Annotated in this window: 29 protein-coding genes and 1 tRNA gene; 21 read left to right on the top strand and 9 right to left on the bottom strand. The window is 54.6% G+C overall.

The window, feature by feature from the left end; translation table 11 throughout:
• A complete protein-coding gene (gene ptsP, locus C5F52_RS02770; protein ID WP_104796782.1) occupies positions 1-1761 on the top strand; it encodes a phosphoenolpyruvate--protein phosphotransferase in 1761 nt (586 codons plus the stop codon).
• Here ptsP and lipA read toward each other — a convergent pair.
• From lipA to C5F52_RS02755, 3 genes are read right to left on the bottom strand one after another with little or no spacing between them, the layout of a single operon-like run.
• Complete coding sequence (lipA, locus tag C5F52_RS02765) at positions 1758-2756, bottom strand: lipoyl synthase (protein WP_104797139.1); 999 nt, start codon at positions 2754-2756, stop codon at positions 1758-1760. The two genes, ptsP and lipA, sit on opposite strands and share 4 nt — an antisense overlap.
• A gap of 31 nt (positions 2757-2787) precedes the next feature.
• Positions 2788-3417 carry a lipoyl(octanoyl) transferase LipB gene (gene lipB, locus C5F52_RS02760; protein ID WP_236657722.1) on the bottom strand — a complete coding sequence of 210 codons (630 nt, stop codon included), beginning with the start codon at positions 3415-3417 and terminating at the stop codon, positions 2788-2790.
• Positions 3418-3461: 44 nt separating this feature from the next.
• Positions 3462-3755 carry a YbeD family protein gene (locus C5F52_RS02755; protein ID WP_104796780.1) on the bottom strand — a complete coding sequence of 98 codons (294 nt, stop codon included), beginning with the start codon at positions 3753-3755 and terminating at the stop codon, positions 3462-3464.
• A gap of 163 nt (positions 3756-3918) precedes the next feature.
• Between C5F52_RS02755 and C5F52_RS02750 the strand changes: the two genes are divergently transcribed.
• The 12 genes from C5F52_RS02750 to C5F52_RS02695 all read left to right on the top strand — a co-directional run bounded on the left by C5F52_RS02750 (position 3919) and on the right by C5F52_RS02695 (position 12928).
• On the top strand, positions 3919-4341 hold the full coding sequence (locus C5F52_RS02750) for an ATP synthase subunit I (protein ID WP_348773711.1): 423 nt from the start codon (positions 3919-3921) through the stop codon (positions 4339-4341).
• 14 nt (positions 4342-4355) lie between these two features.
• Positions 4356-5213: a F0F1 ATP synthase subunit A gene (atpB, locus tag C5F52_RS02745; RefSeq protein ID WP_104796778.1), complete on the top strand. Its 858-nt coding sequence runs from the start codon at positions 4356-4358 to the stop codon at positions 5211-5213.
• A 61-nt stretch (positions 5214-5274) separates the two neighbouring features.
• On the top strand, positions 5275-5523 hold the full coding sequence (gene atpE / locus C5F52_RS02740) for a F0F1 ATP synthase subunit C (RefSeq protein WP_100147432.1): 249 nt from the start codon (positions 5275-5277) through the stop codon (positions 5521-5523).
• Positions 5524-5553: 30 nt separating this feature from the next.
• A complete protein-coding gene (locus C5F52_RS02735; RefSeq protein WP_104796777.1) occupies positions 5554-6024 on the top strand; it encodes a F0F1 ATP synthase subunit B in 471 nt (156 codons plus the stop codon).
• A gap of 9 nt (positions 6025-6033) precedes the next feature.
• Positions 6034-6564: a F0F1 ATP synthase subunit delta gene (locus C5F52_RS02730; protein ID WP_104796776.1), complete on the top strand. Its 531-nt coding sequence runs from the start codon at positions 6034-6036 to the stop codon at positions 6562-6564.
• Positions 6565-6600: 36 nt separating this feature from the next.
• Positions 6601-8139 carry a F0F1 ATP synthase subunit alpha gene (gene atpA, locus C5F52_RS02725; protein ID WP_104796775.1) on the top strand — a complete coding sequence of 513 codons (1539 nt, stop codon included), beginning with the start codon at positions 6601-6603 and terminating at the stop codon, positions 8137-8139.
• A gap of 26 nt (positions 8140-8165) precedes the next feature.
• Positions 8166-9032, top strand: coding sequence for a F0F1 ATP synthase subunit gamma (gene atpG / locus C5F52_RS02720; RefSeq protein WP_104796774.1), 867 nt, complete (start codon positions 8166-8168; stop codon positions 9030-9032).
• 21 nt (positions 9033-9053) lie between these two features.
• The gene (gene atpD / locus C5F52_RS02715; RefSeq protein ID WP_104797138.1) at positions 9054-10457 is read left to right on the top strand and encodes a F0F1 ATP synthase subunit beta; all 1404 of its coding nucleotides are present in this window, start codon (positions 9054-9056) and stop codon (positions 10455-10457) included.
• 8 nt (positions 10458-10465) lie between these two features.
• Positions 10466-10882, top strand: a complete 417-nt coding sequence (locus C5F52_RS02710; RefSeq protein WP_104796773.1) for a F0F1 ATP synthase subunit epsilon — start codon at positions 10466-10468, stop codon at positions 10880-10882.
• A gap of 87 nt (positions 10883-10969) precedes the next feature.
• A complete protein-coding gene (locus tag C5F52_RS02705) occupies positions 10970-11419 on the top strand; it encodes a nuclear transport factor 2 family protein (RefSeq protein ID WP_104796772.1) in 450 nt (149 codons plus the stop codon).
• Complete coding sequence (locus tag C5F52_RS02700) at positions 11416-12396, top strand: YheT family hydrolase (RefSeq protein WP_104796771.1); 981 nt, start codon at positions 11416-11418, stop codon at positions 12394-12396. Before C5F52_RS02705 ends, C5F52_RS02700 begins: the two co-directional genes overlap by 4 nt.
• Positions 12389-12928, top strand: coding sequence for a DUF2946 family protein (locus C5F52_RS02695; RefSeq protein WP_104796770.1), 540 nt, complete (start codon positions 12389-12391; stop codon positions 12926-12928). Before C5F52_RS02700 ends, C5F52_RS02695 begins: the two co-directional genes overlap by 8 nt.
• A gap of 43 nt (positions 12929-12971) precedes the next feature.
• On the opposite strand, the gene C5F52_RS02690 is transcribed toward C5F52_RS02695, so the two are convergent.
• Positions 12972-13478: a c-type cytochrome gene (locus C5F52_RS02690; protein ID WP_104796769.1), complete on the bottom strand. Its 507-nt coding sequence runs from the start codon at positions 13476-13478 to the stop codon at positions 12972-12974.
• Positions 13479-13554: 76 nt separating this feature from the next.
• Here C5F52_RS02690 and C5F52_RS02685 point away from each other — a divergent pair.
• A tRNA-Arg gene (locus tag C5F52_RS02685) sits at positions 13555-13630 on the top strand.
• Positions 13631-13884: 254 nt separating this feature from the next.
• Here C5F52_RS02685 and C5F52_RS30405 read toward each other — a convergent pair.
• Positions 13885-14088, bottom strand: a complete 204-nt coding sequence (locus tag C5F52_RS30405; RefSeq protein ID WP_369951866.1) for a helix-turn-helix domain-containing protein — start codon at positions 14086-14088, stop codon at positions 13885-13887.
• A gap of 103 nt (positions 14089-14191) precedes the next feature.
• On the opposite strand from C5F52_RS30405, the gene C5F52_RS02675 reads away from it, so the two are divergent.
• From C5F52_RS02675 to C5F52_RS02665, 3 genes are read left to right on the top strand one after another with little or no spacing between them, the layout of a single operon-like run.
• Entirely contained in the window at positions 14192-14857 is a 666-nt protein-coding gene (locus tag C5F52_RS02675) for a hypothetical protein (RefSeq protein ID WP_146100024.1), read from the top strand.
• Between the two features lie 3 nt (positions 14858-14860).
• Positions 14861-15739 (top strand): hypothetical protein, encoded by an 879-nt coding sequence (locus C5F52_RS02670; protein WP_104796766.1) that lies wholly within the window; start codon positions 14861-14863, stop codon positions 15737-15739.
• 1 nt (position 15740) lies between these two features.
• Positions 15741-16097 (top strand): DUF6794 domain-containing protein, encoded by a 357-nt coding sequence (locus C5F52_RS02665; RefSeq protein ID WP_104796765.1) that lies wholly within the window; start codon positions 15741-15743, stop codon positions 16095-16097.
• A 526-nt stretch (positions 16098-16623) separates the two neighbouring features.
• Here C5F52_RS02665 and rsmI read toward each other — a convergent pair.
• Positions 16624-17541, bottom strand: a complete 918-nt coding sequence (rsmI, locus tag C5F52_RS02655) for a 16S rRNA (cytidine(1402)-2'-O)-methyltransferase (protein WP_104796763.1) — start codon at positions 17539-17541, stop codon at positions 16624-16626.
• 12 nt (positions 17542-17553) lie between these two features.
• Between rsmI and C5F52_RS02650 the strand changes: the two genes are divergently transcribed.
• The 3 genes from C5F52_RS02650 to C5F52_RS02640 are packed head-to-tail and all read left to right on the top strand — an operon-like array spanning position 17554 to position 19245.
• Positions 17554-17940 (top strand): YraN family protein, encoded by a 387-nt coding sequence (locus C5F52_RS02650; protein ID WP_104796762.1) that lies wholly within the window; start codon positions 17554-17556, stop codon positions 17938-17940.
• A 16-nt stretch (positions 17941-17956) separates the two neighbouring features.
• The gene (locus C5F52_RS02645) at positions 17957-18556 is read left to right on the top strand and encodes a phosphoheptose isomerase (protein ID WP_104796761.1); all 600 of its coding nucleotides are present in this window, start codon (positions 17957-17959) and stop codon (positions 18554-18556) included.
• The gene (locus C5F52_RS02640) at positions 18553-19245 is read left to right on the top strand and encodes a BON domain-containing protein (protein WP_104796760.1); all 693 of its coding nucleotides are present in this window, start codon (positions 18553-18555) and stop codon (positions 19243-19245) included. The genes C5F52_RS02645 and C5F52_RS02640 overlap by 4 nt, the downstream gene beginning before the upstream one ends.
• A 57-nt stretch (positions 19246-19302) precedes the next feature.
• On the opposite strand, the gene C5F52_RS02635 is transcribed toward C5F52_RS02640, so the two are convergent.
• Together C5F52_RS02635 and C5F52_RS02630 are read right to left on the bottom strand one after the other, a co-directional pair.
• Entirely contained in the window at positions 19303-20217 is a 915-nt protein-coding gene (locus tag C5F52_RS02635; RefSeq protein ID WP_104796759.1) for an NAD(P)-dependent oxidoreductase, read from the bottom strand.
• Positions 20218-20303: 86 nt separating this feature from the next.
• Positions 20304-21311: a type IV pilus twitching motility protein PilT gene (locus C5F52_RS02630; protein ID WP_104797137.1), complete on the bottom strand. Its 1008-nt coding sequence runs from the start codon at positions 21309-21311 to the stop codon at positions 20304-20306.
• A gap of 45 nt (positions 21312-21356) precedes the next feature.
• Here C5F52_RS02630 and C5F52_RS02625 point away from each other — a divergent pair, with 45 nt between their 5' ends.
• Positions 21357-22073 carry a YggS family pyridoxal phosphate-dependent enzyme gene (locus C5F52_RS02625; RefSeq protein WP_104796758.1) on the top strand — a complete coding sequence of 239 codons (717 nt, stop codon included), beginning with the start codon at positions 21357-21359 and terminating at the stop codon, positions 22071-22073.
• 12 nt (positions 22074-22085) lie between these two features.
• On the opposite strand, the gene C5F52_RS02620 is transcribed toward C5F52_RS02625, so the two are convergent.
• The gene (locus C5F52_RS02620) at positions 22086-23588 is read right to left on the bottom strand and encodes an FAD-linked oxidase C-terminal domain-containing protein (protein ID WP_104796757.1); all 1503 of its coding nucleotides are present in this window, start codon (positions 23586-23588) and stop codon (positions 22086-22088) included.
• Positions 23589-23627: the final 39 nt, after the last annotated feature.

Genomic DNA, 23627 nt, shown 5'->3' with positions numbered 1-23627 from the left:
ATGACGTTTTCAATCCACGGTCTTGCAGTCGCACGCGGCATTGCCATTGGGCGTGCTGTGTTGGTGGCGTCTAGTCGTGTGGATGTCGCGCATTACTTCATTGAGCAAGAGCAAGTGAGCTCGGAGCTCCAGCGTTTGACGCAAGCACGCGAGGCGGTGTCTGCCGAGCTGCAAAGCTTGCATGACAACCTGCCAAAAGATTCGCCGCCAGAGTTGTCCGCCATCTTGGAAGTGCACTTGATGTTGTTGCAAGACACCATGCTGGCCGATGGTGTGACGGGGTGGATCAAAGAGCGTTTGTACAACGCCGAGTGGGCGTTGACCTCGCAGCTGGATGTGGTGGCGCGTCAATTTGACGAAATGGATGATGCCTATTTGCGCGAGCGCAAAGGTGATTTAGAGCAAGTGGTCGAGCGCATGCTGCGCCACATGAAAGGCGTGACACATGTCATGCCGCACCCATCCACCAAGCGCAGCAACCAGCCTCGCCAACAAGACCTGCAACTCGATGATGAGATGGATGTGCCTCTTGTGTTGGTGGCGCACGATTTGTCGCCTGCGGACATGCTGCAGTTCAAGCAGAGCGTGTTCACGGGCTTTGTCACTGATGTGGGGGGCAAGACATCACACACGGCCATCGTGGCTCGCAGCTTGGATATTCCTGCGGTGGTGGGTGCGCGCACGGCCAGTCAGTTGGTGCGTCAAGATGACTGGATCATCATCGATGGCGATGCTGGCGTGGTCATCGTCAATCCTTCGCCCATCATCTTGGCCGAGTACGGATTCAAGCAGCGTCAAGCCGACCTAGAGCGTGAACGTCTTTTGCGTTTGCGTCACACGCCCGCTGTCACACTTGATGGCCAGCGCGTGGACTTGTTGGCCAACATTGAGATGCCAGAAGATTCGCCCGCCGCATTGGATGTGGGTGCTGTCGGCGTGGGCTTGTTCCGCAGCGAGTTTTTGTTCATGGGTCGCGCAGGTGCGCTGCCCGATGAAGAAGAGCAATACCAAGCATACAAACGTGCGGTGGATGGCATGAAGGGTTTGCCCGTCACCATTCGCACGGTGGACATTGGCGCGGACAAACCTTTGGATCGCACCATCAAAGATGAAACGCACCTCAACCCAGCTTTGGGATTGCGTGCGATTCGTTGGAGCTTGGCTGACCCTGCCATGTTCTTGACGCAACTGCGTGCCATCTTGCGTGCAGCGGCGCACGGCCAAGTGCACTTACTCATTCCCATGCTGGCGCATGCGCGAGAGATCAAACAAACATTGGCGCTGCTCGACAAAGCGCGCAAGCAACTCGACGCACGGGGTGAGGTGTTTGGCCCTGTGAAAGTGGGCGCCATGATTGAAGTGCCTGCGGCGGCGCTGAGCGTGAAGATGTTCTTGCGCCATTTCGACTACTTGTCGATTGGCACCAACGACTTGATTCAATACACCTTGGCCATTGACCGCGCAGATGAGTTGGTAGCGCATTTGTATGACCCACTGCACCCCGCGGTGCTGCGCTTGTTGGCTGACACCATTACCGAGGCGCGCACGCAAGGCAAGGGCGTGAGCGTGTGCGGCGAAATGGCGGGTGATCCCGCCATGACGCGCTTGCTGTTGGGTTTGGGTTTGCGCAGCTTCTCCATGCATCCGACGCAAATCTTGGCCGTCAAGCAAGAAGTGATTCGCGCGGATGCCTCACGCTTAGAGGCGTGGGCGCAAGAGGTGTTGGCCAGCGATGAGCCGGCCGAGTTGATGGGGCTTTAAGCCTTCGCAGCTTCGGATGCTGCGTGTGCCTGCTGGTCGGCGTGATAACTGCTACGCACCATCGCGCCGATGGCGGCGTGACTGAAGCCCATCTCGTAAGCCTTCTCTTCAAACATCTTGAACGTGTCTGGGTGCACATAGCGGCGCACAGGAATGTGGCTGGTGCTAGGCGCCAAGTATTGGCCGATGGTGAGCATGTCGATGTTGTGGTCGCGCATGTCTTGCATCACTTGCAAAATTTCTTCGTCTGTTTCGCCGAGGCCTACCATCAAGCCACTCTTGGTGGGCACCTTGGGAAACAAGGCTTTGAACTTCTTGAGCAAGTTCAAGCTGAAGGCGTAGTCGCTACCAGGGCGCGCTTCTTTGTAGAGGCGTGGCACGGTTTCCATGTTGTGGTTCATCACGTCTGGCGGTGCCGCTTTGAGAATTTCCAAAGCACGGTCATCACGGCCACGGAAGTCGGGCACTAAAATTTCAATTTGTGTTTGCGGTGACAGCTCGCGTGTGCGGCGAATGCAGTCCACAAAGTGTTGGCTGCCGCCGTCGCGCAAGTCATCGCGGTCGACGCTGGTGATGACGACGTATTTCAGTTTCAAGTCGGCAATGGTTTTGGCCAAATTCTCTGGCTCGTTCACGTCGAGCGGGTCAGGGCGGCCGTGGCCCACATCGCAGAAGGGGCAGCGACGAGTGCACTTGTCGCCCATGATCATGAACGTTGCTGTGCCTTTGCCAAAGCATTCGCCGATGTTGGGGCAGCTGGCTTCTTCGCACACGGTCACCAATTTGTTGGCGCGCAGTACGTCTTTGATTTCATAAAAACGTGTGGAGGGCGAGCCTGCTTTGACGCGAATCCAATCGGGCTTTTTCAGTACTTCGCTTTGTTCCACTTTCACGGGAATGCGTGAGAGTTTGGCGGCCGCTTTTTGCTTGGCTGATGCGTTGTAGTTTTCGACGGTTTGTGCTTCGCGCACAACTTGGTTGTCAGGGGTGGACATAGCAATCAAGCCTGTGTTGGAGGCCCTGGGTTCAGGGCGTTAAATAGGTAACGAGCTTTTGACTCAAAACATCAGCGGCGTCTTGCCAACTGACCGATACACCGATTGTAGAAAGGTCGACGGTCTGCAAACCTTGGTAGCCGCAGGGGTTGATGCGTTGGTAGGGGCTTAGGTCCATGGCGACATTCAGTGCCACGCCGTGGTACGTGCAATGTCGGCTCACCTTGATGCCCAGTGCTGCAATTTTTCCAAGACCTGCAAAGTCTGGGTCTTTGCTTGCGTCTTTCTGCGGACGCTGTGCCAATACCGTGTGGCTGTATGGATCGTCTAAGCGCACATAAATGCCAGGTGCGCCAGACACGCGGTGGCCCGTCACGCCGAAGTGAGCCAGCGTACGAATGACGGCCTCTTCGATGCGGTACACATATTCTTTGACGTAGTAGCCCGTGCGCTTGAGGTCAATCAACGGATAAGCCACCACTTGGCCCGGGCCGTGAAATGTCACTTGACCACCGCGGTTGGTGAGCACCACAGGGATGTCGCCCGGTGCGAGCAAATGGTCTTCATGTCCGGCCAGGCCTTGTGTGAACACGGGTGGGTGCTCGCAAACCCACAGCTCGTCGGGTGTCTCGGGTGTGCGTGCTGCCGTGAAGTCCTGCATTGCCTGATAGGTGGGCAGGTACGGCACCAAGCCGAGTTGTTGGATCACAGCACCACTTTCACCAACGGGTGAGAGGTGAGGGTGCGGTACAACTCATCGAGTTGCTCACGGCTGGTCGCCGTTACGGTGATGGTGACGCCTAAATAATTACCCCCTTTGCTTTCACGCAACTCAACGGTGCTAGCGTCAAACGTGGGGTCAAATTGCTCTGCAATGTAAGTCACAGCATGAACGAAGCCGTCGACTTTGGTGCCCATCACTTTGATGGGAAATAGGCTTGGATACTCAATCAGCGAGTCTGTGCGAGGGTTTTCTTGGGGTGTGCTGGGACTTGTCATGAGCGAAATTATCCTCTTCTTGGTGCGATAGGCCTGAAAGCGTATGTGTTATCACGTACAATTAGTGGTTCTATATGGGCAAGCGGATGTAACCTGGGCGTAAACAAACATGACCAGAATACAAGCCGAAGATCAAGAAAACGTACAAGACACGTTTGAGCCGTTGACAGCTGAACAAGCTGCCGAGTTGCGCAAACAACAGCCCCTTCTGTCGGTATGGCGGGTGGTTGGAGTCCAGGCTGTGCTGGGGCTTCTGGTGGCGGTGCTTGTATGGTTTGTGTCGGGGCGGATGGCTGCGGTTTATTCGGCGGTTTATGGTGCCTTGGCGGTGATTGTCCCCGCGTCGTTATTTGCACGAGGCTTGACCAGTCGGATCGCTTCTGTGAATGTGAGTGCTGCGGTGTTTGGCTTCTTCCTATGGGAGATGGTCAAAATAGGCCTGACGGTGGCAATGCTTTTTGCGGCGCCGCGTTTGGTGAATGATTTGAGCTGGCCTGCCATGTTGGCAGGTCTGATCGTGACAATGAAGGTGTATTGGGTAGCGCTTGGCTTTCGCAAAGTGTTTTATCCAGTCGATCCAACTTAAAGAAGAGCGAACGAATGTCTGTTGAACATGGTCCGACCGCTGGTGAATACATCGTTCACCACCTGACGCATCTGCAAAACAAGCCGATGGCTGGTGTCATTGACTTCTCCGTTTACAACATTGACTCAATTTTTTGGTCTGTGTTGTTGGGTGTGGTTGCTAGCTTCTTCTTGTGGCGTGCCGCCCGTGGTGCTACTGCTCACGCACCTGGCCGCTTTCAGGCGGCTGTTGAAATCTTGGTTGAGATGGTGGATAGCCAAGCCAAGGGCATCATCCACAGTGCCGAGAGTCGCAAGTTGGTGGCTCCTTTGGCTTTAACGGTGTTTGTCTGGATCTTCTTGATGAACGCCATGGACTTGTTTCCTGTTGATTTGTTCCCCAAGATTTGGGAAATCATCTACGGCGCGAACGGTGGCGATGCGCACCATGCCTACATGCGTGTCGTGCCTTCGGCTGATTTGTCCACCACTTTGGGCTTGTCGACTTCTGTTTTGTTGGTCTGTGTGTTCTACAACATCAAGATCAAAGGTATCGGCGGCTGGGTGCATGAGTTGTTCTGCGCTCCCTTCGGTGCTCATCCTCTTTTGTGGCCCGTCAACTTCATCATGCAAATGATCGAGTTCGCGGCCAAGACCGTGTCGCATGGCATGCGACTGTTCGGTAACATGTACGCAGGCGAATTGGTGTTCATGTTGATCGCCTTGATGGGTGGCGCCGCTGCTGCCACATTACCAGGCATCTTGCTGCCCATCGGTCACATCATTGCTGGTTCAATCTGGGCCATCTTTCACATCATGATCATCACATTGCAAGCCTTCATCTTCATGATGTTGACGCTGGTGTATGTGGGTCAAGCGCATGATGCCCACTAAAGCGCACTCGTTTTCGGTTTTTTCTTAACTTTTCTCTCATCCATTCTTTAGGAGCAACAAAATGGAACACGTCCTCGGTTATGTAGCACTCGCAGCTGGCCTCATCATTGGTTTGGGCGCTATCGGTGCTTGTATCGGTATCGGCATCATGGGTAGCAAATACCTCGAAGCAGCTGCTCGTCAGCCTGAATTGATGAACGAATTGCAGACCAAAATGTTCTTGTTGGCTGGTCTGATCGACGCTGCTTTCTTGATCGGCGTTGGTATCGCCATGATGTTCGCTTTCGCGAACCCCTTCGTCCTGAAGTAATCTAGCAACTACCAAAAGAAAGGTGTTGCCGTGAGTATCAACGCAACCCTGTTCGTCCAGATGATCGTATTTGCGGTCTTGGTGTGGTTCACGATGAAATTCGTGTGGCCACCCATCGCAATCGCCCTCGACGAACGTTCAGAAAAAATTGCCCATGGTTTGGCTGCTGCCGAACATGCCAAGATTGAACTGTCCAACGCGCACAAAGAAGTGGAATTGAAGCTGGCTGAAACCCGCAACGAATCTACCGCTTTGTTGGCTGATGCAGAGCGTCGTGCCCAACACTTGATCGATGAAGCCAAGGCTCACGCCTCGGATGAAGCGAAAAAGATTGTGGCTGCTGCTCACGCTGAAGCAGCGCAAGAAGTCGTGAAAGCCCGTGAGCACCTGCGCGAGCAAGTGGCTGCATTGGCTGTCAAAGGCGCCGAGCAGATTCTCCGCAAGGAAGTCAATGCCAGCGTTCACGCCGACTTGTTGGGTCGTCTAAAGACTGAGCTGTAAGAGGACAACATGGCCGAACTCGCCACCATTGCCCGCCCTTACGCAGAAGCTTTGTTCAAGGCTTCGGCCGCAGACCTGAGCGGTACCACTGCATGGCTCGATGAGCTTGCAGCGATCGCTGGGAACGCCCAATTGCTGCAATTTGCAGAAGGCCCCAAAGTCACTTCAAACCAAGTGTTTGACTTGATCGTTGGTGTTGCCAAATCCAAATTGCCAACTGCTGCGCAAAACTTTTTGCGCGCCGTGATTGACAACGGTCGCTTGAGCGCATTGCCTGAAGTGGCAACGCAATTCCGTGCCCATGTCAACGCGCAAAGCGGTACGGCAGACGCTGTTGTGTACAGCGCTTTCGACATCGACGCAGCAGCTTTGGCTGATGTGACGGCTGCTCTTGAAAAGCGTTTTGGCCGCAAACTCAACGTCTCTGTGGCTTTGCAGCCTGAGCTGATTGGCGGTATTCGCGTGGTGGTGGGCGACGAAGTGTTGGACACTTCTGTCAAAGCCCGTTTAGATCAAATGAAAGTTGCGCTGACGGCTTAATGCCTGTCAGCCCTAACAAGAAAGAAGGAAAGAGTCATGCAACTCAATCCAGCAGAAATCTCTGAACTGATTAAGAGCCGTATCGAAGGTCTGGGCAATGATGCCAACGTTCGTAATCAAGGCACCGTTTTGTCGGTGACTGACGGTATCGTTCGCGTGCACGGTCTTTCAGACGCGATGCAAGGCGAAATGTTGGAATTCCCCAACAACACATTCGGTCTGGCCCTGAACCTCGAGCGTGACTCGGTCGGCGCCGTGATCTTGGGTGAGTACGAGCACATCTCTGAAGGCGACGTTGTCAAATGTACAGGTCGCATTTTGGAAGTGCCAGTCGGCCCTGAACTCATTGGTCGCGTGGTGAACGCTTTGGGTCAGCCTATCGACGGCAAAGGCCCAATCAACGCCAAGATGACCGACGTGATCGAAAAGGTTGCACCTGGCGTTATCGCTCGCGAATCTGTGAGCCAACCCATGCAAACTGGTTTGAAGTCTGTGGACTCCATGGTGCCAGTGGGCCGTGGTCAACGTGAGTTGATCATTGGTGACCGTCAAACTGGTAAGACGGCTGTCGCGATCGACGCCATCATCAACCAAAAAGGTCAAAACATGACCTGCGTTTACGTCGCGATTGGCCAAAAAGCCTCGTCGATCAAAAACGTGGTTCGCGCTTTGGAGCAAGCTGGCGCGATGGAGTACACCATCGTTGTGGCCGCTTCTGCCTCTGAATCTGCAGCGATGCAATACGTGTCAGCCTACTCAGGTTGCACGATGGGCGAATACTTCCGCGACCGTGGCGAAGACGCTTTGATCGTGTATGACGATTTGTCTAAGCAAGCTGTGGCTTACCGCCAAGTGTCATTGCTGTTGCGTCGCCCACCCGGCCGCGAAGCTTACCCTGGCGACGTGTTCTATCTCCACAGCCGTTTGCTCGAGCGCGCTGCCCGCGTGAACGCCGACTACGTCGAAGCTTTCACCAAAGGTGCCGTCAAAGGCAAAACTGGTTCATTGACTGCATTGCCAATCATTGAAACCCAAGCTGGTGACGTGTCTGCATTCGTGCCTACCAACGTGATTTCGATCACTGACGGTCAAATCTTCTTGGAAACTTCGTTGTTCAACGCTGGTATCCGTCCTGCGATTAACGCTGGTATTTCAGTGTCTCGCGTGGGTGGTGCAGCTCAAACGAAATTGATCAAGAACTTGTCCGGTGGTATCCGTACCGACTTGGCTCAGTACCGTGAATTGGCAGCGTTTGCTCAGTTCGCTTCTGACCTCGACGAAGCCACACGTAAACAGCTCGACCGCGGTGCTCGCGTGACTGAATTGCTCAAGCAAGCTCAGTACAGCCCACAGTCCATCAGCATCATGGGTGCAACCCTGTTTGCTGTGAACAAAGGCTACATGGACGACATCGAAGTCAAGCAAGTTCTGCACTTTGAATACGAAATGCATGCTTACCTCAAAGACAAGCACGCTAAGTTGTTGGCCAAGCTTGAAGCCGACAAAGCCATGGACAAAGAGGCTGAAGCCGAAATGACCGAAGCTTTGAACGCGTTCAAGAAAACCTTCGCTTAATTCCTACCTGACACAAGGAGCCTCAAATGGCAGCAGGTAAGGAAATTCGCGGCAAGATCAAATCGGTGGAAAACACCAAGAAGATCACCAAAGCTATGGAAATGGTCGCCGCGTCTAAGATGCGTAAGGCGCAAGAGCGCATGCGTGCGGCTCGCCCTTACAGCGAGAAGATTCGTCACGTCGCGGCTAACCTCGGCAAGGCCAATCCTGAGTACGTTCACCCCTTCATGGAAGTGAACCACGCCAAGGATGTGGGCTTTATCGTGGTGACCACAGACAAAGGCTTGTGCGGCGGTCTCAACACCAACGTGTTGCGTATGTTGTCGAACAAGCTGAAAGATTTGCAAACCGAAGGTCACAAAGCACAAGCTGTGGCTATCGGTAACAAGGGTCTGGGCTTTTTGGGTCGTTCGGGTGTCAAAGTTGTGTCGCACGCGACGCAGCTGGGTGACACCCCTCACCTCGACAAGCTCATTGGCCCCGTCAAGGTGTTGTTGGATGCGTATGTCAACGGCGAGATCAATTCGGTCCAGCTGTGCTACACACGTTTCATCAACACCATGAAGCAAGAGTCTGTGGTTGAGCAACTTCTGCCCTTGTCGGCCGAAGTGCTGAAAACGCACGAAGTGCACAGCACTTGGGACTACATCTACGAACCGGACGCACAAACCGTCATCGACGAATTGTTGCTCCGCTACGTAGAAGCTATGGTGTATCAAGCCGTGGCTGAAAGTATGGCGTCCGAGCAATCGGCCCGTATGGTTGCGATGAAGTCTGCGACCGACAACGCTGGGAACGTGATCAACGAACTCAAACTGGTTTACAACAAGACGCGTCAAGCCGCGATTACGAAAGAACTTTCGGAAATCGTTGCAGGTGCGGCTGCTGTCTGATTTTAATTTTTGGAGCAAAAAATGGCTCAAGCCCAAGGCAAGATTGTTCAATGTATTGGCGCGGTGGTGGACGTCGAGTTCCCACGCGACCAAATGCCCAAGGTCTACGACGCGCTCAAGCTCGAAGGCACAGCACTGACTCTGGAAGTTCAGCAACAGCTCGGTGACGGCATCGTCCGTACCATCGCGTTGGGAACTTCAGACGGTCTGCGCCGTGGTTTGATGGTGACTAACACTGGTGCCGGTATCACCGTGCCAGTTGGTAAAGCCACACTCGGCCGCATCATGGACGTGTTGGGTAACCCCATCGACGAACGTGGCCCAGTTGACCAAACTCAAACCGCCACTATTCACCGCAAGGCTCCTGCCTATGACGAACTCAGCCCTTCGCAAGAATTGCTCGAGACCGGCATCAAGGTGATCGACTTGGTCTGTCCTTTCGCCAAAGGCGGTAAGGTCGGCTTGTTCGGTGGCGCGGGTGTGGGTAAAACCGTGAACATGATGGAACTCATCAACAACATCGCTAAAGCGCACAGCGGTTTGTCCGTGTTCGCTGGTGTGGGTGAGCGTACCCGTGAAGGTAACGACTTCTATCACGAGATGGCCGACTCAGGCGTGGTGAACTTGAAAGACTTGAACGAGTCCAAAGTTGCCATGGTTTACGGTCAGATGAACGAGCCTCCAGGCAACCGTTTGCGCGTTGCGTTGACAGGTTTGACCATCGCGGAATCATTCCGTGACGAAGGCAAAGATGTGTTGTTCTTCGTAGACAACATTTATCGCTACACATTGGCCGGTACAGAAGTGTCCGCCTTGTTGGGTCGTATGCCTTCTGCTGTGGGTTACCAACCTACATTGGCCGAAGAAATGGGCCGTTTGCAAGAGCGTATTACCTCTACCAAAGTGGGTTCTATCACTTCCATCCAAGCCGTTTACGTGCCTGCCGATGACTTGACCGACCCATCTCCAGCAACAACGTTTGCTCACTTGGACTCCACCGTTGTGTTGTCTCGTGACATCGCTTCGCTCGGTATCTACCCAGCTGTGGATCCATTGGACTCCACCAGCCGTCAATTGGACCCATTGGTTGTGGGCGAAGAGCACTACTCAACAGCGCGCGCTGTGCAGGGCACTTTGCAACGCTACAAAGAATTGCGTGACATCATCGCGATTTTGGGTATGGACGAATTGGCTCCGGACGACAAGTTGGCTGTGGCTCGCGCTCGTAAGATCCAACGTTTCCTGTCTCAGCCTTTCCACGTTGCTGAAGTGTTCACTGGTTCACCCGGTAAATACGTGACCTTGGCCGAAACCATCCGTGGTTTCAAGATGATTGTGAACGGCGAGTGCGACCACTTGCCAGAGCAAGCCTTCTACATGGTCGGTACCATCGACGAAGCGTTCGAAAAAGCTAAAAAGATCTGAGAGATCCTATGAGTACCATCCACGTAGATGTCGTCAGCGCAGAAGAGTTGATCTTCTCCGGCGAAGCCACTTTTGTGGCTTTGCCAGGCGAGGCGGGCGAGCTCGGTATTTATCCGCGCCACACGCCGCTGATTTCACGCATCCGCCCCGGTTCGGTGCGCATTCACACAGCTGATGGTGGTGAAGAGTTTGTTTTCGTAGCAGGTGGCATTCTTGAAGTGCAACCTGACTGCGTCACCGTCATGTCTGACACCGCTGTGCGCGGCAAAGATATGGACGAAGAAAAAGCAAACGCAGCCAAACTCGCAGCTGAAGAAGCCGTTAAGAACGCAAAATCAGACGTTGATATGGCCCGTGCTCGCTCAGAGCTGACCATCTTGGCTGCTGAATTGTCGGCCTTGCGCCGCTACCGCGCTCACAAGTAATTGCTGTGCGCGTCAGCGTCCAAAAGCCCCTGCCTCACGGTCGGGGCTTTTTTATTGCCTGTTCTAAAAACATGGACAATTTGAACCATGCCTAAAGCCAAACTCCGAGCTGCCACTGTGGGTGGCACAGCAGACGCCATCGAAAACCAGTTTTATGAAGCCTTGCAAACAGGTGACATAGAAAAGCTCATGGGCTGTTGGGCCGACGAAGACGACATCGTGTGCGTCCACCCAGGCGGGCCACGCTTGATTGGCAGCGCTAGCATCCGTGCCGCGTTTGAAGCCATGTTTGCCAACGGCACCATTGCAGCACGACCTGAGCATATTTGCAAAGTTGAGTCGCTCACCAGTGCCATGCACAACGTGATTGAGCGCGTGGCCTTGCTCACCACAGATGGCACACAAGAGGCCGTTGTGGTCGCGACCAACGTGTATCAGCGAACGGCACAGGGATGGCGCATGGTGGCGCATCACGCTAGCCCAGGCACTGCGCCCACACACGCAGAAGCACACGAAGCGCCACAGGTCTTACATTGATTTGGGATTACCACGCGCCTTGGTGGCTGCCTGGCGGAAACCTACAAACGATTTATTCCGCCAAGTTTGCGCGTCGTTACACAGGCGCAAAACCGTGCTGGGCGCGTGAACGATGGGACACGCCAGACGGCGACTTTGTTGATGTGGACTGGCGCAGCGATGACGCTGTGCTGGCAGAACATGCCCCACTGCTGGTGCTTTTTCACGGTCTAGAAGGTTCATCGAGCAGCCACTATGCCCAGGCCTTCGCGCAAGAAGCGCAGGCGCGAGGATGGCACATGGCCGTTCCGCACTTCAGGGGATGCAGTGGTGAAATCAATTGGACGCCGCGTGCCTACCACTCCGGTGATTTTGAAGAAATAGGCTGGATGCTTCAGCGCTTTCACCAACACCACCGAGGTCCGATTTTTGCGGTTGGTATTTCTCTGGGCGGCAATGCGCTCATGCGCTGGGCGGGGGAAATGGGCCACACGGCAACGCAGGTTGTGAATGGCATAGCGTCCGTGTGCTCACCCATCGACTTATGTGCAAGCGGTCATGCCATTGACACTGGATTTAACAAAGCTGTTTATGCGCGCATGTTTCTAGCCACCATGAAGCCGCGTGCCATGCAAAAACTAGAACAATTCCCTGGCCTGTTTGATCCGCAAATGTTAATGGCGGCAAACACCCTTTACGCATTTGACGATGTGTTCACGGCGCCGCTGCACGGGTTCAGAGGCACTGATGACTATTGGGACCGAGCCAGTGCCAAACCTGGGCTGACACGGGTTCGAGTTCCTGCGTTGGTGCTGAATGCTCGTAACGACCCCTTCATTCCAGCCAGTTGCTTGCCCACCCAGGGTCACGTCAGCGATCAAGTCACCCTTTGGCAGCCAGAGGCTGGGGGGCATGTCGGCTTTGCTTCAGGTAAATTCCCCGGTGATTTGAAAGAAATGCCTTGGGCCGTGACGGAATGGATGACACAGCATGGATGACCTCGTTCAACAAGCCATGGCCAAATGGCCCAATGTTCCAGACTGCTACGGTTGGTTGGGGCTAGATGCACGCGGCGACTGGTACATGCGCGATGACCAAACGCAAGCTTTAGGCACCTTTACCCAAAGCAAAGGTTCGCGCTTGCAGCATGAAAAGCTCATCGCATTCATCGGCCGAAACTACGCCTGCGATAAGCAAGGGCATTGGTATTTTCAAAACGGCCCACAGCGCGTGTATGTAGAACTAGAGGCCACGCCTTGGGTCTGGCGTCTACAGCCAGACGGCACGATTCATGCGCACACGGGCATGCCTGTGCGGATGCAGCGCTGCATCATGGACGAACATGGACGTGTGTACCTTGACACCGAGCAAGGCTTTGGCTTGCTGCACACCCAAGACGTGGTGCAAGCTGCCGACTTAGTCGAGGCCGGCTTATGGGTGCCTCAGGCAGTGCCGGCTCGTGAACTGCCCAAACGCTTTGGCTATGTACGCAGTCCACAGCAAAGTGCGGTAGCCCAAGTTAAGACGTAAAAAAACCGGCTCAAAAGCCGGTTTTTTTACAAGAAGCGAAAGCTTATTTGCCTTCGGGCTTCTTAGGTTCTGTGAACTTCGCACCAGCTGCATTGGCCATGTAAACCACGCCACGGCCAATTTCGAAATCTTCAAAATCACCGCCGCCTTGAGGGCCCATAGCGCCCTTGCCCTTGAGCGCAGAAGTCAACAAGGTGTCATAGCCTTTGCCGATACGAGCACCCCATGCGCCAGCATCGCCAAACTTGGGCGCACCGGCTGCGCCTGAGGTGTGGCAAGCCGAGCACTGGGCTTTGAAGACGTCTTCGCCACTGCGCGCTGCACGGTTGGCGTCTTTGATCTCCACTGCGCCAACTTTTTGGATACGAGCTGCAACTGCCTCTGGCTCGTTGGAAGAGCCAGCTTGTGGCTTGTTGCCAGAAGTCACATAGGCCACCAAGCCAATGATGATGAACACAGGCAGCACAAAAGAATACAAGACAGCCAACAAAAGCTGCTTCGGAGTTTTGATAGGACCTGTGTGGTCTTCTTCGTGGTGTTGGTTGCTCATTTTTAAATCCTGTAAGAGGGGCTCTAGAACTGACGGAAATTATAGCGGGGCGCCTACAATGCCAAGTCACAAAAGCGCGGCTGTAGCTCAGTGGATAGAGTATTGGCCTCCGAAGCCAAGGGTCGTGGGTTCGATCCCCGCCAGCCGCACCAAATTTACATTCGCCATCCTTCGGGGTGGCGTTTTTGTTTACGGCAAAGTCTTATCGTACATGGGTTTGCCAGATTTTTTAGTTCGTGAGTCTTCGTCATGCTGCGCCGACAGTCGGGGGTTGAACAGGGTTTGAAGAGGGTTTCGCATCCAACGCTGTCAAAGCGAAACCCTGCAAACTACCCCGAAGCCTAATCCGCATAGGGCTTAAGTATGTTCCTCGCGCGCGCATGCATGCGCGCGTATCGTTCGCTGGTCACGTTGACATGCGCTTATCGGCATCTTTTAAAAGTTCCGATGGACGAATGTCGAAAGCATTACATAGCTTGTAAAGCATCCGCACACTAGGGCTGTTTTTGCCGAGTTCGAGGAGCGAGATGTAGTTGCGGTCAACGTCAGCACGCAATGCCAAGTCGGTTTGACTCCATTTACGTTTTGTGCGTTGGCCCCGAAGTGCCAAACCGAATGCCTGATCTATATCCAATTTGCTTGCTTAATTTATTAAGCAAGGTTCGTTTATGCGGGGCTATGAATTGCTGCATATATACGGCAGAATGAGGAGCATGTATTTAGGAACAGAATTTCACCGCTATTGGGCTGAATGCGGTGACGCCTTAATCCATCCAAGGGATCAAAGCTACTTCGAAAACGACAAAACAAAACAGTGCAAAGAAGACTGTGACTTTGTCACAAGTGACTATGGGCCATGGCCTTTCGATGGACCGATGGAGACGGCGAAAATTGTCGTTTGCTATGCCAATCCAGCTTACTCAGTAGAAGATAAAAAGCACCAAGAGCTAATCAGTAAACAAAGAACTGGGGTAGAGCCTTTGCCTAGGCCATGGCATAAGTTTTATAAAACAAGGATCGCAGATCCATTAGGAAAGAGCGTCGAGTCGTTGGAGTCTCAGATGGCGATCTTAAATGTGTGTCCATATCCATCAATCTCCATGCCTGACCGAGCAATCAGGTTCGCGGCAGGGCTTCCAAGTGTGTGGGCCGCTCAGAAATACTTGAGGGAAGTGCTAATTCCAAATGCCAAGGCGGGAAAGATATTTTTGGTGATAGCTAGGAAGCACATGCTTTGGGGTGTGAATGACGGCATAACTGAAGGCAACATTTCTTGCGTCAGAAATAGGTTCGGCAAGTTAGATCAAGTGACGGTAGAAAAAATTCATAACTGGATGACCAGTCAAGAGCGGTGTGAATCACCAAAACCCGAAAATTGAATAATGAACATAACGTTGCGCCCTATCCCTCACGGCTCATATGTAGCCAGTGATGCTGAAGTAATCTCATGCACCTACAACATGAATGGCTTCACACCCATGAATTCTGTGTTGGTTGCGCATCAGATTGAGCGTGCGTATTTCACGAGCAAGACGTTAGAAATTCACCACTCTGTAAGAGGCTTCCGCACGTTAGTGCATGAGGATGTGAGTCCCAGCGTAATCACGAGCACAGAGACTGAAAAGTGGGACAGCATCAGCGATGCGTCGTTTGAAATCTTGCGAACGGCGGCGGCGGTGGGTCGATACAAATCAATTTGCTTCACACAGTTTGCTTTTGTGAAAGGGCTATTCCCTGAAATTGCCTTTGAGCAATTGTTGCTCGCTGCTGAGTTTGCTGAGCATTTCGGGAGTTTCGAAGAAATCATCGTGGATGTGGACGAGAAGTACATCGAGCAAGCACAGGCAATTTGGCAACAGCTGAAGCAAAAACTGAGTGAGCCGCATCCAGATGATGAGTTCGAAGTGGATAGCACAACGAAAGTTGAGAACACCCAACTCGATCCCGTTACAAGCACGGCGTTTCTGCTCGAACGGGCGGAGACTGGGGACGCGAAATCCATGGCTCAACTTGGGCAGCACTACCGGAACCAAACGCCGATTCTTGCGTTGAAGTGGCTAACGCTAGCAAGCTTTAGAGGTCTCAAGAGTGCGGAGCCCCTACTCGCGTATGTTGAGTCAAAGTTGACCTATGAGGAAAAAACTATTGGTTACAAATTGAGCTTGCTTTGGCTATCTGACCAGATAAAGAAAATTGAAGCGCATCGTGAGGCAGAAATGGCACCTGAGTTTGTTGCTTGGATGAAGAAAGAAGCTACGTAATATGAAGCGATTGCTCAATTTGCTATTTGGCATCTCAACCAAAAAGCGTAGCCAACTACCTGAGATTGCAGCATCGGATATGCCCGCAACAGTTGCAGAGGCAATTTCGCTAATGCAGGATATTCTTCCGCAGCATGTCCAAGACGACATTAGAGCTATGAAAAGTGAGGATCTTGGACGATTACATCGTTCACTTGGAATGTGGGTGCGCAACAATTTTCAGCTGTGGAGTAAAGACTCTGAAATACGAAAGGAAATTGGAACTGTTTGTGCAGATAACGCATCGGAAGTCGTTGTTTGTGCATTTTGGGAGAAGTTGCAAGAGCGAGATGGTTTGACTGAGACGGTCAAATCATGACGTGCAAAAAATCACGAATGGCTTTTTTTGTGCCACTGATATTTCTAGCAGGGGCGCTGACGTCGAGTGTTTTTGAATGGTTGCAGCCAGTATCGACGATAGAAATTACCAACGTGAGCACGCGAGACATAAGCTATATCGATATCGAATATCGTGGGGACTACAAGTACACAACCCGACTGGCGGAAAAGTTGAAACCTCACGAAGGTGTCGTGTTTAAGGGGATATCTAATGGAGAGGCGAGTTACAGCTTAGAGGTCAAATTTGATGATGGAACCATCGTTTCGGGTGGCGCTGGATACCACGGCAGAGGCGACGTTGTACGAGAATATGTTGGTATCACAGGGGTCATGAGTTCCACGCGCAATTTTCCGAGTTTGTTTTATTCAGACCCCCGTGAGACGACACATCATGAGAAGGGGAGCACAAGGGCCGATCGACTTAAGAGCGAGCGGAGTCATTAGGTTGGCGCTAAAAGACGAACAACGGCGAATAAGTCTTGGCGCCCCGCCAGCCGCACCAGCTTTTACTCAGACGATGCCTGTTTCAACGCCAGCGCACGGTCATACAAAGCGTTCTTGGCCTCGCCGCTGATTTCTGCCGCTACTTTCACGGCTGTTTTCAGGGGGAGTTCTTCCATCAAGATTTTCAGGAGCCGGTCGTTGTCCGAGCCCGCTGCGCGTTCTTGCGCTTGGGCATGCACTACCAAAGCAAATTCGCCACGCGTGCGTTGTGCGTTGCCTTGCAGCCAACCAGCCAAATCTTGCGCTGCCACAGTGGCAATTTCTTCAAACTGCTTGGTCAGCTCTCGACCCACAGTCACTGGGCGATCGCCCAAAACCGCCAGTGCAGTGGCCAATGCTTCGATGCGATGCGGCGCTTCTAGCAGCACTTGCGTGCGAGGCTCTTCGGCCAGCACCTCAACGGCATGCCCGCGCTCGGTGGCTTTGGATGGCAAGAAGCCCACAAAAACAAAACCAGACGAGTCATGTGCAGGTGTGCCGCACGCGCTCAACAGCGCGGTCACGCTGCTGGCGCCGGGCAATGGCATCACACGCAAGCCCGCGCTTTGTACCTGCCAAGCCAAGCGCGCACCGGGGTCGCTCACGGCTGGGGTGCCCGCATCGCTCACGTAGGCCACGCGCTGCCCAGCCTGCAAACGCCGAATCACCTCTTCTGCCGCTTCGGCCTCGTTGTGTTGGTGTACCGCCAGCCAGTGCGAGGACGATTTGTCGATGCCGTAGGCGCGAAGCAAAGTTTGTGAGTGGCGCGTATCCTCACATGCCAGCGTGTCGCAAAGACTCAGCACATGCAACGCACGCAAGCTGATGTCGGCCAAATTACCAATGGGCGTGGCCACCACATACAGCGTGCCTGTGGGGTGGTTTTGGGCGGCTGCGGCAGCGTGTGCGGCCGTCAAGGCGGAATCGAAGTTGACGTTCATCAAGGAGGTGCTGTGAACAAACCCAATGGTCAAAAGCAAGTGCAATCAACCACCAAGCAAAAAGGAGATGCGGCCGAAGACCGCGCGTTGCAGCATTTACAAACCCAAGGGCTGCAACTGATGCAACGCAATTATCGAACGCCCGGGCGGGGTGGTGGCGAAATAGATTTGGTCATGCGGGAGAGCGATGGCACCTTGGTCTTTGTCGAGGTACGAAAACGCGGCAACGCCCAACATGGCGGGGCTTTGGCCAGCATTACTTTTGTCAAACAGCGGCGCATTGTGTTTGCTGCGCGTCACTATCTGTTGAAACTGCGCCAGACACCCCCATGTCGGTTTGATGTGATCGCCGTCGAGGGCGACGACTTGCAGTGGTTCAAAGCCGCTTTTGACGCTTAAAGGTATCATTGCCCCCATGCTTGAGCAACGTATCGAACAACACTTCATCGACTCTGCCGACCTGAAATACCAGGCCGCGCAAGTCTTGTCTAAACCCATTGCAGCAGCAGTGTCCGCCGTATTAGCCAGTGTCACCAGTGGTGGCAAAGTGCTGGCATGTGGCAATGGTGGCTCAGCCGCCGATGCGCAACATTTTGCGGCAGAGTTTGTGGGCCGTTTTGAGCGCGAGCGCCCAGAACTGGGCGCGATTGCGCTGACCACCGACAGCTCCATCATCACGGCGATTGCCAACGATTACAGCTACGAACAAATCTTTTCTAAACAAGTGCGCGCCCTCGGTCAGTCGGGCGACGTGTTGTTGGCCATCACCACCAGCGGCAGCTCGCCCAACGTGTTGGCCGCCATTCAAGCGGCCCACGAGCGCGACATGACAGTGGTGGCGCTCACTGGCAAAGGCGGCGGCAAGATGAGCCAAGCCTTGCGCGAAACCGATGTGCACATTTGTGTGCCGCACGACCGCACAGCCCGTATTCAAGAAGTGCACTTGTTGGCCATCCATTGCATTTGCGATGGTGTGGATGCGCAATTGCTGGGTGATACAGAAGGTAAAGAATGAAAATTTTGAACAAATCCACAGCTTCGTTGCTGTCCACATTGGTGATGTGCTTGGGGCTCGCCTCTTGTGCTGCACCTTTGATGTTTGGTGGCGTCATTGGTGGTGCCATGGTGGCCAGTGATCGTCGCTCGGCAGGCATTCAGGTGGAAGACGAAACCATCGAACAGCGCAGCGCGACAGCCATTCGTGAAAACTTCGGCAGCAAAGAGCACATCAACATCACCAGTTACAACCGCCAAGTGTTGATCACGGGCGAAGTGACCACAGACACGGTGCGCCGCCAAGTGGAATCCTTGATTGGCCGCGTGGAGAACGTCCGTGCGGTGGTCAACGAACTGGCCATTGGTCCCGCATCGAGTTTCAGTGATCGCTCCAGCGACGCTGTGCTGGTGGCGAAGGTCAAAGCCTCCATGGTGGATACAGAAGATGTCTTTGCCAACGTCTACAAGGTGGTGGGCGAGCGCGGCACTATTTATTTGATGGGCCGTGTGACCCAACGCGAAGCCAAGCGTGCGACCGATGTGGTGCGTGGCGTCAGTGGCGTGAAACGTGTGGTGCGCGTGTTTGAATACATCACAGAAGATGATTTACGCGCCATGCAACCCAAGCGCGGTGACTCGCAATCTGTGGATCTGAATGCACCTAGATCCAACGCTTCGCAGCAACCCGTTGTGACGCCCATCAAATAATTGAGCGCAACAAATAAAAAAGCCCCGCATGCGGGGCTTTTTTGTGGGCGCTCGGGTTTAGCGCAAACGCTTGATCAAGCTGGATGTGTCCCAACGGTTACCACCCATTTTTTGCACGTCGCCGTAGAACTGGTCGACCATCTGCGTCACTGGCAACACAGCGCCGTTGCGCTTGGCTTCGTCAAACACCAGCCCCAAATCTTTGCGCATCCAATCCACGGCAAAGCCGAAATCAAATTTGTCGGCCACCATGGTCTTGCCACGGTTGTCCAGTTGCCAGCTTTGTGCCGCGCCTTTGCCAATCACGTCGAGCACGAGGTTCATGTCCAGGCCTGCCTTTTGGCCGAAGGCAATCGCTTCGCTCAAGCCCTGCACTAAACCTGCGATACAGATTTGGTTCACCATCTTGGTCAGTTGGCCCGCGCCCGGCTCGCCCATCAGGGTGAACGCACGAGAGAAGGCCATAGCCACGGGCTTGACCTTTTCAAACACAGGCGCATCGCCACCACACATGACGGTCAGCAAACCGTTTTGCGCACCGCCTTGGCCGCCGGACACAGGTGCATCGATGAAGTGAATGCCTAGATTCTTGGCGGCGATGTAAATCTCGCGTGCCACGTCAGCAGAGGCTGTGGTGTGGTCCACCAATACGGTGCCCGGCTCCATACCCGCCAACATACCGTCAGCGCCAAACACCACCGAGCGCAAATCGTCGTCATTGCCCACGCAGCAAAACACGATGCTGGCGCCTTTGGCGGCTTCGCGTGGGGTCAGTGCGCTCTTAGGTGCTTTGCTGGCTGCAAATTCATTGACCCAAGCCTCGGCCTTGGCGGGCGAGCGGTTGTACACCGTGACCGCGTGACCTGCTGTGGCCAAGTGGCCAGCCATGGGGTAGCCCATCACACCCATGCCGATGAAGGCAACGTGAGCAGAGGGGGCGGATTCGTAAGTTTTGGCGTTGATGCTAGACATGGTTATTCCAGAAAAGGGTTGAACTGCGCTGAATCATAGGGGCTAGGCGCGGCTCGGTGTGTCACGCAGGGAACCGCTGGGAGGGCCTAAGCAATTCGACCTTGGCGGCGTGCGTCTTGTAGGGCTTGCGCCATGGTTTGCATGCCTTGCGCGGCACCTGTTTGCAACACGCTTTGCATTTGCGCAGTTTTGCCCTCGCGAATGAGATGGCGAATCGCGGGCGTGGCGACCATCGTTTCAAATATCGCAACGCGGCCATCGCCGCTTGGCGTGGGGCATAGCGTTTGCGACACTACCCCAACCAGGGCATCGCTGAGTTGGGTGCGTACCAATGCTTTCTCGTGGGCGTCAAACACATCCACCATGCGCTCGACCGTTGCGCAAGTGCTGCGCGTGTGCAGGCTGGCCAACACCAAGTGCCCGGTTTCGGCGGCGGTGAGGGCGAGGCGAATGGTTTCTAGGTCGCGCAGCTCGCCCACCAAAATTACATCGGGGTCTTCGCGCAAGGCTGCGCGCAATGCGTGCGCAAAGCTTTGGCTGTGTGTGCCCATTTCGCGCTGGGTAATCAGGCATTGGTCGCTGGTGTGTACAAACTCGATCGGATCTTCTAGTGTCACGATGTGTTGTTGGGTGTGCGTGTTCAGGTGTTGCACCATGGCCGCCAAGGTGGTGGATTTGCCAGAGCCAGTTGGCCCTGTCACCAGTAGCAAGCCCACGCGTGTGAGTAGCTCAGGAATGGCGGGCGGTACGTGCAGCGCAGCAAATGTAGGTGTGCCGCTGGGGATGTGCCGCATCACCGCGCCGAAGCCGTGCTGCTGCATGAAGGCGTTGGCTCGAAAACGTCCCAGCTCTGGCACGGCAAACGCAAAATCTACCTCATGGCCTTGGTTGAATTGCGCGTGTTGGGCTTCGTCCATCAACGGTGCCAGCATCATGCGCAGCGCATCGTGGGTTAGCGCATGGGGTGTTGGCGTAGCCGCATCGAGTGTGACCAACACACCGTGCTGACGCACCATCGGAGCACGCCCCGCAGACAAGTGCAAATCAGAGGCTTGCAGCGCCACCGCTTGGGCGAGGAGTTGGTTCAAAGTCAGAGCTATGTGAGGCATGCCGCTCTCCTTGTTAAAGTTGCACCCAAGATGAATACGCCAGACCACGTGCTACACGACAAACTCCAAGCGGTGCAAGCCCGCATTGCAGCGGCCTGTGTCGCGAGCAACCGTCCTGCGAATGCGGTGCAACTATTGGCAGTTTCCAAAACATTCAGCGCTGACGATGTGCGCCAAGTGGCGGCCTGTGGTCAGCGCGATTTTGGGGAAAACTACATCCAAGAAGGGGTAGACAAAATCACCGCTTTGCAAGGTGTCGCACCCCCTTTGGTGTGGCACTGCATTGGCCCCATTCAAAGCAACAAAACCAAACTGGTGGCTGAACACTTTGACTGGGCGCACACGGTAGACCGCTTCAAAATTGCGCAGCGTTTGAGCGACCAACGCCCCCCACATTTACCTCCGCTCAACGTGTGCCTGCAAGTCAACATCGACGGCGGCGAAACCAAATCAGGCATTGCCCCCGCCGACGTGCTGGCGCTGGCCGCCGAAGTGGCCAAGCTGCCCCGCTTGGAGTTGCGTGGCCTTATGACCATTCCAGACCCCGTGGAAGGCTTTGATGCGCAAGTAGCTGTGCACGCCAAAGCACGCGCCTTGTTTGACGAGGTGAAAGCCGCTTTGAACCTGCCCCAGTTCGACACCTTGTCGATGGGCATGACGGGCGACCTAGAAGCTGCCGTGCAGGCGGGCAGCACGATGGTGCGGGTGGGGACGGCGATATTTGGTGGGCGAACTTACGCCGCTTAAAACTGCGGCAAATTAAAACCGCGGTAAATCCGGATGCTTAATCTGCCCCGCACGCACCAACATCTTGCCGTATTCGGCGCAGCGGTGCAGGGTGGGGATGACCTTGCCGGGGTTGAGTAAACCCTTGCTGTCAAAGGCGCGCTTCACGCCAAACATCTGTTCGTTTTCTTCGGCGCTGAACTGCACGCACATGCTGTTCACCTTCTCGATGCCCACGCCGTGCTCGCCCGTTACCGTGCCACCCATGGCCACGCTGGTTTCCAAAATGTCTGCCCCAAACTGTTCGCAACGGTGCATTTGGTCGGGGTCGTTTGCATCAAACAGAATCAGCGGGTGCAAGTTGCCGTCGCCTGCATGAAACACGTTCAAGCAGCGCAGCTGGTATTTCTTTTCCATCTCTTGAATGGCTTGCAGGATGTCGGCCAAACGCTTGCGCGGAATGGTGCTGTCCATGCACATGTAGTCGGGGCTGATGCGGCCCGAAGCGGGAAACGCGTTTTTGCGACCGCTCCAAAATTTCATGCGTTGCGCTTCGTCGCGGCTCACGGTGATGGCGGTTGCGCCACAGCCGCGCAGCACTTCGCTCATGCGGCCAATTTCTTCTTCCACTTCTTCAGGTGTGCCGTCGCTCTCGCACAGCAAAATCGCGGCGGCGCTCAGGTCGTAGTCGGCGTGGACAAAGTCTTCCACGGCGGCGGTCATGGGGCCGTCCATCATCTCTAAACCTGCGGGGATGATGCCTGCGGCAATCACTGCAGCCACCGCGTCGCCCGCTTTGCGCACATCGTCAAAGCTGGCCATGATGCAGCGAGCCAGTTGTGGTTTGGGCACGAGCTTGACGGTCACTTCTGTGGTCACCGCCAACATACCTTCGCTGCCTACCACCACGGGCAACAGGTCGAGGCCCGGTGTGTCGAGCGCATCGCTGCCAAACTCAATCGGCTCGCCTTCAATGGTGAAGCCCTTCACCTTGAGCACGTTGTGCACGGTGAGTCCGTATTTCAAACAGTGCACGCCACCCGAGTTCTCGGCCACGTTGCCGCCGATGGTGCAAGCAATTTGGCTCGACGGATCGGGCGCGTAGTACAGACCGTATTGCGACACCGCTTCGCTGATGGCGAGGTTGCGCACGCCGCACTGCACGACTGCAGTTCGAGCGATGGGGTCAATGTTGAGAATTTGGTTGAACTTGGCCAGTGACAGCGTCACACCCATGGTGTGCGGCATCGCGCCGCCCGACAGGCCTGTACCTGCTCCGCGGGCCACAACGGGCACATCCAGTGCGTAACAGGCCTTGAGCACGGCTTGCACTTGGTCTACTGTCTCGGGCAAGGCCACGCACATGGGGCGGGCGCGGTAAGCAGTGAGGCCGTCGCACTCGTAAGGCACGGTGTCCTCAAGGGTGTAGAGCAGGGCGTGCTGTGGCAGCACTTGCAGCAGGGCTTGCACGACTTGCGCTTGGCGCTCGGCGCGGGCAAGGGTGTTTTGCTGGTCGGAGGTGAGTGGTGCGTTCATGCGCCTCACTTTAAGGCAAAACGCAAGAAAGACGTGTGA

The organism is Limnohabitans sp. TS-CS-82, assembly GCF_002943475.1.
Note: the sequence above shows the minus strand (reverse complement) of the source record. Positions and strands in the feature narration are given on the sequence as shown.